This is a genomic window from Streptomyces sp. NPDC041940 (assembly GCF_055589465.1).
In genome coordinates this window covers 26,884-38,320 of sequence record NZ_JBVJBP010000021.1, presented here as the reverse complement: position 1 = coordinate 38,320, position 11,437 = coordinate 26,884, and the positions used below count along the sequence as shown (strand labels likewise).

At 70.4% G+C, this 11,437-nt stretch carries 4 protein-coding genes and 2 pseudogenes; 3 read left to right on the top strand and 3 right to left on the bottom strand.

Annotation, left to right across the window (positions count from 1 at the left end; all coding sequences use genetic code 11):
- Positions 1-83: 83 nt before the first annotated feature.
- Positions 84-638, top strand: coding sequence for a hypothetical protein (locus ACZ6I3_RS29625; RefSeq protein ID WP_469418728.1), 555 nt, complete (start codon positions 84-86; stop codon positions 636-638).
- A 294-nt stretch (positions 639-932) separates the two neighbouring features.
- Here ACZ6I3_RS29625 and ACZ6I3_RS29620 read toward each other — a convergent pair whose 3' ends face one another.
- The 3 genes from ACZ6I3_RS29620 to ACZ6I3_RS29610 all read right to left on the bottom strand — a co-directional run bounded on the left by ACZ6I3_RS29620 (position 933) and on the right by ACZ6I3_RS29610 (position 10,214).
- A complete protein-coding gene (locus tag ACZ6I3_RS29620; protein ID WP_469418727.1) occupies positions 933-1,343 on the bottom strand; it encodes a DUF6924 domain-containing protein in 411 nt (136 codons plus the stop codon).
- A 477-nt stretch (positions 1,344-1,820) separates the two neighbouring features.
- A complete protein-coding gene (locus tag ACZ6I3_RS29615) occupies positions 1,821-7,898 on the bottom strand; it encodes a hypothetical protein (RefSeq protein ID WP_469418726.1) in 6,078 nt (2,025 codons plus the stop codon).
- Between the two features lie 114 nt (positions 7,899-8,012).
- A complete protein-coding gene (locus ACZ6I3_RS29610; RefSeq protein WP_469418724.1) occupies positions 8,013-10,214 on the bottom strand; it encodes a hypothetical protein in 2,202 nt (733 codons plus the stop codon).
- A gap of 292 nt (positions 10,215-10,506) precedes the next feature.
- Here ACZ6I3_RS29610 and ACZ6I3_RS29605 point away from each other — a divergent pair.
- Together ACZ6I3_RS29605 and ACZ6I3_RS29600 are read left to right on the top strand one after the other, a co-directional pair.
- A pseudogene (locus ACZ6I3_RS29605) lies at positions 10,507-10,917 on the top strand (DNA helicase UvrD); the annotation flags it as partial.
- Positions 10,824-11,258: pseudogene (locus tag ACZ6I3_RS29600) on the top strand (ISL3 family transposase); the annotation flags it as partial. The pseudogenes ACZ6I3_RS29605 and ACZ6I3_RS29600, both read left to right, overlap by 94 nt.
- Positions 11,259-11,437 lie beyond the last annotated feature (179 nt).

Genomic DNA, 11,437 nt, shown 5'->3' with positions numbered 1-11,437 from the left:
GCACGGGCCGTCGGCCGACGAGGCCCGCGCCACGTTGAGAATTCCTGGACCGCCGGGCTGGTCTTCCGCCTAGAGTCTCGATCATGTTCAGGTCAGGGGTGGGGTTCTTCGCGCTGTTCGGGCTCGGCTGGTGGCTGCTGGGCTCGAGCGCATTCGACGGTTTGACGCGGCAGGTCCTGGTCGTAGCCGGCTGTGCCGTCACGGTGGGGCTGATGCTCGCCGCACGCCGTTTGCTGCCCCCGTCGGCAGGGGGCCCCTTCCCCGCCGGCCGACGCCGGCGGTTCAACCAGATCAACGGGCTCCAGTGGCTGCTGATCATCGTCATCGCCGCGGTCTGCCGTCAGGTCGGGGTGCCGGTGCTCGTTCCCCCGCTGATCGCGGTTGTCGTCGGGCTCCACTTCCTGCCGTTGGCGGCGGTGTTCGAGCAGCCCCGGCTGCGCATCCCGGCGGGCCTGTTGATCGCCTCCGGGGCGGCGGGCACGACCGTCTGGCTCACGGACGGCCCGGACGAGTCCGTTCGCCTCGTGGTGGGCCTCATCGCCGCGCTCTCCCTGTGGGGCATGGCGACCTGGACAGTCGCAGGGGCGGCATCCACCGCCGGGCAGGGGGCGAGGACTGAGGGCTCTGGCGACGCGTGAGGAACGCCCCCACTGTCCGGCTCCTCCTCGGCCAGCCCCACAGCGGCCAGGAACCCGTAAATCTGTGTCCGTGCCTGCACAGCAGCCACGGAGTAGCCGGAGACGCCCACCGAGTCAGATACCAGCCCACCCATCATGTGCTGCCCGACGGCGCTATCGACGACCATCTCCGACCCACCTCCCGCTCTTCCGACGGCTAACCCTGACAGCTCGTCGTCGTTACGGTTCGGCGACGCACCCAACCGGAAAGCCAGCTCATGAGCTTCCGGTGTGCCTGAGCACGCTGCCAGTGATTCAGAAGCCGCGGAACACGCCATCGTCGTCCACGGCGCCGGCGAACTCTTCGAAGTCCATGTTCGCGCCCGAGAGGTTGTTCTCGATGCTCCACAGCTCGGCCGCCACAACGCGGACGCAACGCGCATGTTCACTCGACCTGTCCACCACGAGCAGCGGCAGTTCAGCCGAGGCGACAGCCACGGAGTCCACCAAGACAAGAAGTGGGTGCTGGTACTCCACAGGGATCAGCTCAAGGGCCTGGTCAGGCGACAGCCCCTCGTGCCGGCGGTCATCAACGAGGGCGACGTTGGCCAGGAAGCCGTCCTCGCTGGGCGAGAACAGTGCAGCCCGAAGAGCGTCCCAAGCACCGTCCGACGAGAAGTCGGTGCGCACGACGAGGGCTTCCAGCGCGCAGGGGAACTGGCTCATTGCGCGGACAATACCGCCAACCCCGGCGAGGCAGGGCAGGCAGATCGATGTGGCCTCAGAGGAAGGTGGGGCGCACGAGTCGTTCGTAGCGGACAGGCATACTGTGCGGTTCCGCTTCGCCGCGTGGGACAGGTTGAGGCCACCGATCTGGAGGGTGCGCTGGGATGGGTTACGACCTGCAAGCAGTGATCGCTGGTGAGGAGGCGTTGCGCGGTGCCACGCGGGACCTGCATGCCGCCCGACTGACGTCGATCGGGCAGGGCCTGTCGCTGATGCCGTGACAGACGCCCTGCTCGGCTGTTTCGAAAATCGCAGCAGCCACGTCGCCGACGGGTGCGCCGCTGTCGCCTCGCCCGACGACCCACGCCACGGTGGCGTCGCCGCGCCGGCCGAGCGTACGCCGGCCCGAACGTGGACCGTAACCGGCCCGCCCGCGATCGCGGTGGCCGATCACGGTCCACGTACTGTGCCTTGGTCTCACCCGCGAAGCGCCGCACACTCCCGCAACAGCGGCTCCAACCGCAGCTGGGAACCCCCACGATCGAAGACCTGGAGGGCGTCGAGGCAGGTCACGATCCACCGGGCCTCGTCCTCGTCGACCTCACCCCTGACCGCCACGGCGGTCAGCGCACTCTCCCAGTCGAACGAGCCGTCCCTGTACTCCTCTGCCAGGGCCCGGTATCCGGCGGCGAGCAGCGGGTCCGCGTACAGGCCCGTGTCCGTGGCGAAGGCGTGGGCGCGGGCCCGGTCGGTGCGCAGGTCGGCCAGGCGACGCAGCGCCTCGTCGGGGTCGTCCAGTTCGCTGTGCAGCCGGTGGGCGTCACCGACCAGCCGCGGCCAGCCACCTGTCAGCTCATGGAGCCGGTCCAGGCGGTCCTCACGCTGGAACATGTCGACCCGCTGCGCCCAGCCGCGCAGGCTGCGAAGGTCGTGACGGCGCAGCACCACCGGGACGGCCGAGGTGGCTTCGGTGCCCGTCAGCAGGGGGCGCCACAGGGCCAGCTGGGTGGTGTCGGTGACGAGGACGACCGCGCGGGTCACGCCGGGGGTGAGGGGCAGCAGCGTCTCGGCGAGGTCGGCGGCTTCGCGGCAGGTCTCGGGACGGACCGGGTCCCGGTAGTTGACGAAGTCGCTGATGACGACGCGTCGTTCGCGGGGCAGTCCGCCGGTGAGCGCCTGCTTGTAGATGCTTGGCCTGCCGACGGGCGGCAACGTCCAGCCGGCAATGCCGGCGGTGAGCGTCCGCAGGGCGTCGGCGACGTCGCCGACACCCGTGGCGGGGCTGCCGAGGACGACTCGCGTCTGGCTGGACCGCCGACCGAGCAGGTCGTCCAGCTGGATATTGGTGAGCGGTGCGGGCCGGCCGTCGGGCAGTTCGGGACGGCCTTCCTGCACGATGCTCTCCTGGAGCTTGCAGTCCTCCTCGGCCCTGAGCAGGCGGGCCTCCACCTCGTGGGAGGTGCCGATCATGCGCAGGGCGTTGGGACCGCGCAGATGCCAGCCCAGGCCGTCGTGGTTGGGCGCGAGGATGCCGAGGCCGACCATCTCGGAGAGGTAGGCGCGGAAGCCCTCGGTATCGAGCTGTTCGAACCCCTTGCGCCAGTACGTCTCGCACTCCTCGCGCAGTTCGGTGTCGCTCAGCCGCACTTCCAGTCCGCGGTGGCGGGCGTGGTAGGCCAGCACATTGGCGATCACGTCGTACCGGTGGTCGAGGCTGAGGGTGTCCTTGAAGGCCGCCGAGATGCTGTCCCTGAGTCCGGCGTCCTGCTCCACGACTTCGATATCGGCGAGTTCCACCCGGTACGGAGGGCCGTCAGCGCCGCGTCGCGCCCGCTTGCGGTGCATCAGCTCCACCAGCCGGTGGCCGAACATCTGGAGCAGGAACGGCTGGTAGGAACAGTAGCCGAGCACCCGGTTGACGAGATCCAGGTCCTGGAACTCGAAGCCGAGCGCCCGCATCGGCTCGACGAGCAGTTCGGCGGCGTACTGGGGAGCCAGCGGGCCGATGACCTTCGGAGTCTGTGCGAGGTGACCGAACGGCCCGTTGCTCGCGAGCTTGGCGAACCGCTGCACCGAGTGCAGCCCGGCGAAGACGACCTTGGCCCGGTCCTTGGTGTCGTCCCCGAGGCCCTTGAGCTTCTTCGTCTGGTTGAAGCGGGGTGCGTCCGCCTCGAAGAACTGGTCGCACTCGTCGAGCAGGATCAGCAGCCGTCGACGCGAGTCCAGGTCGGTCCAGGCCCGGATGCCCGCGCGTACGCGCTCAGAGATGTCGCAGGCGCCCTTCGCGGAGGGCTTGCGGCCATGCGGCGGGTCCAGCACCCGCGCCTCGGTCAGCTTCCGGTCCAGGACGCTCCACAGCGCCTCCGGGCCGAGCGAACTGCCCTTGCCGATGTTCTCCTGGTCGAGGTTCACGTACACCGCCTGGTGGTATCCGGGGCTCAGTTCCGTGAACTTGTCTCCGGCGTCGGCGAGCAGTGCCGACTTGCCGAGTCCCCGGCCGCCGTAGATGACCTGGGTGCCGCGCGGGTCGATGATGCTCTTGCGTTCGGCGTCACGGCCGTAGAACATCTCGCCGCCGATCCGGCCGCGCTTCTCCCTGATGTACGGGTTGACCCCGGAGAACGGCAGCAGCGTCTGCGTGGCTGTGCTGATCTGCCGGTTTCCCCAGGCCGCGAGGTAGGCGAGGGCGGCGTCGTCCACGACCAGCACGGGCTGCGACAGCTGTCCGGCGCCGACGGCGAGTTCGACGCGGTCATCGCGGCTCAGCGTGCCGAAGTAGAGGACGAGGAGACTCGCCCCGCTGGTGTCGCGCTCCGCCCAGCTCATGACGAGCTTGGCAGGTGGCCGACCCCAGACCATGAGCACCCGCAGGTCGCCACCCTGCTCCTTGATCTGCGAGCCGAAAGCAGGCACCTTCGCCCTGCCATTGATCTTCACTTCGGTCGCTTCGAAGAGGCGGAACTCACGCCGGTGCTGGGACCGCTCGTCGAGCTTGCGGGCACTCTTCGCGTCGTAGCCGAGGAGTTTGAGCAGCGGCGGCACGCGCCGCGTCTCGGCCACCTGGAGCCGCTCTTTCGGCTCTAGCCGGCCCAGCTCCCGCCACTCTTCGAGGAGGTCGGCGGTCAGTGACGCCTCGTCGGTGGACAGCGCGCTGTAGTCCAGGACGGGGATGGCCGGATGCTTGGCGCCGGACCGGACGAGGTCCACGAGCTCGCGGTCGATGCCGCGGGGCAGGCCGTCGGGCACCGTCGGGAAGAACTCGGTCAGGTGGGGTTCGCTGCCCTCGATCTCCGGGACGGGTTCGCCGATCTCCAGGAAGTAGACGAGGTCGGCCGCGGTGGCCAGGCCGCCGGTTTCCAGGTGGCGCAGGACCTGAGCGCGCCCGTCGGCGGTGAGGTCCAGGGCATCGAGCCGGGCCCGGATCCGGTCGGCCGCCTGCTGCCGGAACTCGGGCAGGTCGTTCCTCACCGTGTCGAGGGCCCGGCGTACGTCCCTCAGGTCGTGCGTGCCGGTGCCGTCGAGCCGGTCGCGGGCGTCGGCCAGCAGCTCCTGAAGGCGCAGGTCCTGGTCGTCGGTCACGGCGCCGTCGGCCTGCGCACGGTGCAGCTCGGCGACGAGTTCGTCGTGTTCCCCACGCAGTTCCGTACACCGGGCGGACTCCCGCTCGGCGATCTCGTCCAGGGCGGGCGGGGTGAAGTCGCCGCTCTGCGCGGCGGGCAGCAGTCCGCGTCCGGCCAGCTCGACGATGGTGCGGGCCGCGGTGAAGGCATCGCGGGAGAGCCGCTCGTCGAGGGCGTCCTGCCAGGTGCGATCGACTGCGGTGAGGAGCCGGTCGAGCGACGGCCGCTCGGCGGTGGTGTCGCAAACCTTCAGCACTTCGGCGTCCAACACCTTCTCGGGGGTGATCGGACCGCTGGGACGTGCGGTCGCAGAGTCACCGGCCAGCAGGGCGAACAGCTCCTCCATCGAGGCGCGTGCCGCCCAGGCGGTTGCGGCGGCGACGGCACCCGAGCGGCATGCCAGCTGCTCCAGCTCCGCGAGCAGCGCCTCCTTGCCGTCCAGCAGCGACCGGCGCAGGGAGGAGATCTCCTTGACCGCCCGGTTGCCGTCGGAGCGGTCGGCGCGGCGGATGCCGTCGACCGCCAGACACCACTCCTTGACCAAGGCGACGGCTCGCTCCACGAGATGCACCAGGTCCTGACGCCCGGAGCCCTGGAGCGCTTTGCCGCTGGCCGAGCGGTGCTTGCGGTCCATGCGGTCGATTTCGTGGTTGATCTCGGCCAGCTTCGACAGACGTTCGGCCTGCTCCTGCACCTGCGGCACGGTGTCCCGCTGGTCGCGGATGACGGTCGTCAGCAGCGATCCGAGCATTCCGCCGTCGGGAGCCAGCCAGCGTTTGGCGATGTCCGTCGCCCGCGCGAAGCGCAGCCTCGGCGGCACGAGCAGCACACGGCACTGCTCACCGAGCTCCCGCAGCCTGGCCTCCGTCTCGGAGACATCGGCGATGACGACCAACGGTGAGGCGATCATGAGGGCACCGCTGAGGGCACGGTCGGCGACCGCGGTCGCGGCTTCGGCAAGCCGGTCCGGGAGCCGGGGTACGAGCGCCTTGAGCTGGGCGCCCGCCACGTGGTCGCCGGTGATCAGTGCCGTACGCAGCAGAGCGGGCACCAGCAGGAGCTCGCTGCCCTCCGCGTCGCGGCCCGCGTGTCCGCCATACCGCTGGAGCATGCCCGTGGTCAGCCGGGCACCCTGGCTGTCGCCGGAGGTGAGCAGGGCGGCGGCACCGGCGAGGCGGAGCGCCGTCACCTGCGGCTCGGGGTGGCCGGCGGCTCCCGCCACACGGTGGGCGAGTCCGAAGCGCCGTTCGACGACAAGCCGCGCCAGAGCCCGCTCGGCGTCGGTCTCGTCCTCGTTCTCGTCTCCCTTGTCTTCGGTCAGGGAGCTGACCGGGGCAGGCGCCGACTCCGGAGTGGGTGCCTGCGGGTCGCGCGGGCCGGCGGCCGTGGGCAGGGGCGCGGCGTCGGTGTCTGCGGCCGTCAGCGGTGTCTGCTCGCTGTCGACGCGTGTCTCGGTCTGCACGTCGTCGGTGTCGACCGGGCCGAGGGCCGTCGCCACGGGCGCGACGGCTTCCGGTGCGCCGTCGGGGTCGGGGTCGGGGTCGGGCGCGGATTCCGGCATGGAGTGGTCGGAGATCATGTCAGCCGGTTTCCCGTCCGCCTGCTCTGCCTCCTGCGCGGCCGCTTGTCCTGCGTTCGCCGTACCGGCGGCAGGCTGGGTGGCACCCACCTCCGCGCCGTCGGGTTCGTGACCTACGCCCTCCGGTTGCGTCAACGTCAGTTCGGGAGCCATGACCGCCGCCATGGCGCACGCGGGCAGCACCCGCACGACCTGCTCCTGCAGAGCCAGGATCTCCGCCGCGGTATCCGCGTCCCGGCCCAACCGGATGAGCCGTGCCAAGGCGGTGAGCGCGGCGCTCTCCTCCCGTTGCGACTGCTCCCACACCGGGGTGTCCAGAAGACGGCGGGCCGCGCTTCGTACGGCGTCGGCGGCGGAGACGGCGGGGCTGCCCGGACGGCAGCCGACATCCAGCAGTTCTCGCACGAGCTCCCGTGCTCGGAGGTCCTGTTCGTGCGCCGCTTGGTGCGCGTCCACAGCGCGCCTCATGTCCTCCAGCCGACGCGGTACCCCCTCGATCCCCACCGTACGGAGCACCGCCTCGGCGCTGTCGAACACGGCACTCAGCGCGGTCAGCGGTGCCAGGTCCTCGTCCTGCGGAGGACGGCCGTCCAAGACCGAGTCCGTCACCTTCTCCACGGCGGACCGGGCTCGGGCGAGAGCCGACTCCAGCTCCCGGCAGGCCTCGTACGGCACCCTCGCCTCCGTGGTTCGGTCACCGCCAGCCGCCGTCGCGGACCCGCCGTCCGCACCGGCCGCGAGCGGCGGCTCCTGCTCCGCCACCGCGCCGGGCAGGAAGCCCGGGTGCGCCGCCACGACCGACCGTGCCGCGTCACCGACAGCGGCAAGTCGTGCCGTCTCGTCCTCGTCCCTCGTTACCGCGAACCAGTCCTGGTCCGCGGCCCAGGCGAGGATGCGGGCGTCGGCGACGGAGGCGTTGCACCAAGCGAACACCGTGGCCCGGACCAGCGTGGCACCCCACCGGGGAACGGGGACGGAAGCGGACACGCCGTCCGATGCGATGACGTACGCGACCACCTGGTCCATCACGGTCTGCGTGAGGTACCTGAGGCCACAATTACAGGCGCTCTGCCGGGCGTCGCGCCGCAGCCGGGCGAGTACGTCCTGACACAGGGCATGACCGGCGCGTCGAGGAGCCGCCATACGAATGCCCAGGTTGCCGAGCAGCTTCTGCCGGCTCTTGGGCGGCAGCGAGTTGAAGGCGAGTTCCACCATGTCGACCGTGAGGTCGTTCAGGGCGGCGGCCGCCGGGTGCTCCAAGGCGTTGAGCGCGGCTGCCAAGCCTTCGAGGTCCTCGTCCGAGACGCTCGGCGGGGACAACGGCGGCCCCGTGACGACGCGGTAGCGGTCATGCATGTACGCGTACTCCGTTTCTGTGGCTGGGTCGGCGAGGTCGGCTCGCCCGGTGCCGAGGAGCCTGAAGTGAGGAACGGGACGGGAGGGAAGCGGCAAAAGCCTGGGGTTGGCGGATCAGCGGCCGCGCGTGTGCTCGGTGACGAAGGTGTAGCCGTAGGGCAGTTCCCAGCCGTCCGCCTTGCCGAGCCTGCGGCAGTGCTCCCGAAAGGCCGATCGCTGACCTTCGCTGGGCGAGCAACCTGGCCGCAGGCGACGGAGGTGACCGGAGACGGACTGGGCGGCCAACAGACCCACACCGCCCGGTTCCGTATCCGCACCGCCCCATGGGCATATCACCCGCCGTCGTGCCGGGCGGTAGCCGATGAGAGGGATGGTCGGCTCCCCGTCGCGCGCCGGGAAGTGCGGCTGGCCCCAGGCATCCCGGCTGCCCAGGGCCGGCTCCAGGAGTCGCTCCGCGAGCAATTGCGCGACCGCCGTTTCCAGGGCGGCGGTCTGCGTCCGGGCCGGTGGGCGCCCGTAGACCGCACTAGGCAGGACCGAACGGTCCATCAGAGCGTGGCCGTCCAGGGTGAGCAGCCCGCAACGGCGCACGGTGCGCATCACCAGCTGCCGGGGGCCGAGCCCGACCGCGCTGTCACCCTGGCGGTCACTGCCCGGAACATCCTCCCTGGTGAGGACACGAGGGTCGTAGCAGTGCCCGGTCTCACGGTCGCCGACTTGCACTCGTTCCTCGAGTCGCGTCGTCGCCAGGCGGACCGTGGTGCCGCCTCGGGACCGACGCAGTTCAAGCATCAGCCCGGGGAAGAAGTCGTGAGGCCAGACGATTCCGGTCAATCGCCCTGGCGGTTCACCGAGTTCGGCGGTGACGACCTGTACCGACTTCTTCTCGTCCAGCCTCTCGTCGGCATGGTGGAGTTCGAGGCGCACCGCGGGGCGCGCGCCGTGAGACCGGCGAAGGTCCTCCGCGACGTCCGGGTGCAAGGGGAACCAGCCGTCGATGAGGTGGGCCAGTCGCAGGGGTGCCCGCCAGACGATCTCCTGCAGGTCGTTCCGCAGGAGATCGCCGGTGCCCAGGGAGGCGTCGTCGGCGAGGGGAAGATCGACGGGGCCCCGCTCTGTTTCCGGCTCCGGCACGGGCGTCGCGGGCAACGTGGACGTCCAGCCGCGTCCGGCCGGGGTCAGAGGGTCTCCGAGTGCCTCCGCGTCACCGGGATGGTGGGACCGCCACACGCCTCCGCCCTCGAAGGCGTCGTCGAGGGTGATCCGGGATCCGTTCTCGAACAGGCCCTGGTCGCTGTCTCCTTGGACGACGTCGGCGAGCGCCACATTCGCCCGGCACACCGCAGCGGCGTAGCCCAGTCCCCTAAGCCTTTCCGTCGCCCCCGGGAACGCGCGAAGCCGCGGTCCGACCGCTGTGTACACGGTGAGCGGAGCGGTGAGGCCGTAGCGCCGCTTCGCCGGGGTGGATGCGTGTTCCACCGCTGCCGCGAGGGACCTGAGGTCATCGCCGCCCAGCGGTCCGGTGTCCCGCCAACAATCCGCGAGGGAGGCCCGGGTCATGGCGTAGTGCCCCCATGTGCGCAACAGGGCGGTGGAGTTTAGGACACACCGCACCGTGTCGAGGAGACCGAGCAGGCCCGCCCGCAGGTCGTCGTCGTGCGTACCACCCACCAGCGCGGCGAGGGACACGGGCACGAAGGGGCTGAGCAGTTGCTCCCGTGCCGTCGTCAGGAGGTGATCCGCATAGGCCGTCAGATCGTCGCGCCGGGCCGCTTCCGGGGACGGATAGCACACGTCGACGACGACATGCCCGTCCTCATTGATCCAGCGTCGGCGTGTACGTAAGCGGTGGAGCTGGGCCGGTGACAGGCTCAGGGCCGGGCCGAAGGCATGGAGATCCGGGACCAGGAGCTCCCGTCGCCGGGGCTCGGAGTCGTTCCCAGGCCTGCCCGGACCCTCGGCACCCGAAGGCGCCCCCGACACCCAGGCCGGTACGTCTCCGAGGGCGTCCGTCTCAGGGTGGGCACCCTCCCGGTAGACGACCTCGGCATACAGCGGGTCCGACCCGGTGGCGACACACACCATGGCACCGACCGGCAGCACGGGAGCGCACTCGCCGAAGGTGATCAGGGGAAAGCCGTCGAGTCGCAGCGGGCTGCCGGCGTAGCCGTCACCGCCGAGGTCGTACCCGAAGTACACGGCGTTGAACGCGACAGTGGTGTGTACCGGCGCCGGGCGGACCGCGACAACCGCTTCGAGATAGCGGCGCAGCCCGTCTCGGTCACGTTCGGGTACCGCGTCGTAGCCCTTCGTCATCGCGGAAGTCAGCAGGGCACAGTCACCGTAGGGATCGGGCACCCCCGTCCCCCCGCGTTCGCCGATTGTTGCGGACACATACGGGTCCCCACCCATGACACCTCCGCCGCGCTGCAGGACCCCCCGGCCCGCCTGCGGTAATCCCGCAGACTATGCCCGCACTTGGGGTTCCTGTGGCACTTTCATCACTTTGCCATGACTGGCAGCGACCTTCGGCACCGGCGCGAGATCTACGCTCACATCGAGTCGGCATACCTCGTTAACGACCTCAACAGACATGACCCGGGCATGCTCGCTCCTGCACAGACGCAGACTGCACGTCGACTGGCACGGGACGGAACAGGCCGAGGTCGCCGCGCTGGTCGAGCGTGCGCAGGGCCGGCTCTCTCAGGGCATCCGTCCCTATGGGATCGATGTGTGCACCCGCTTCAACGCTGCTGGACAAGGTGTCCGACAAGCTGTCCGCGGCCGGCTGGAGTTCCGCTGCGTGGCCGTCCCCGGTGTGACGGCGGGTGCGGTGGCCTTCGCGCGTGAGGTCACCCCTGCCTCGGTGGACACCCTGCAGCACGCATCGGATCTGCTGCGTGAAAACTGCCTGCCGTTCGTCGCGTGCACCCGGGCACGCGAGGCGCCGGCGGTGTCGTGGAGCGGCGAGCCCAGCCCCTGCCTTCCGCGGGCGTACGTCACTCGGGTGGAGGTGTGAGGGCGCCACTGCTCAGCCCGCTCCGGGCCAAGGCGGCAGCCTCCTTGCTCCCGCCGCCTCCGACGGCAGTCGGCGTCGACGAGTACGCCATGCGTAAGGGCCGCGTCTACGGAACTGTGCTGGTGGACGTGGAGACCCGTCGCCCGGTGGAGCTGCTGGCCGATCGGGAGCCGGAGACACTCGCCGCCTGGCTCGCCCAGCACCCGCAGATCAGGGTCGGCTGCCGCGACCGCGCCCCCTTCTACGCTGAAGGCGCCGCACTCGGCGCCCCGCAGGCCCTTCAGGTCGCCGATCGCTGGCACCTGTGGCACAACCTCGGCAAAGCAGCCGAACGGTGTGTCTCCCAGCACCGCCCCTGCCTGCGCGCGGCCCCGCCGACGGCAGAAACTGAGAAGGAGCCGCCAACCGAGGATCGCCCTGCCTCACCGGCCACCGGCCATCGCTTCGCCGACCGTATCCGTGCCCGCCATGCCCAGGTCCACGCACTCATGGAAGCCGGCAACAGCCGCCGCTCAATCCA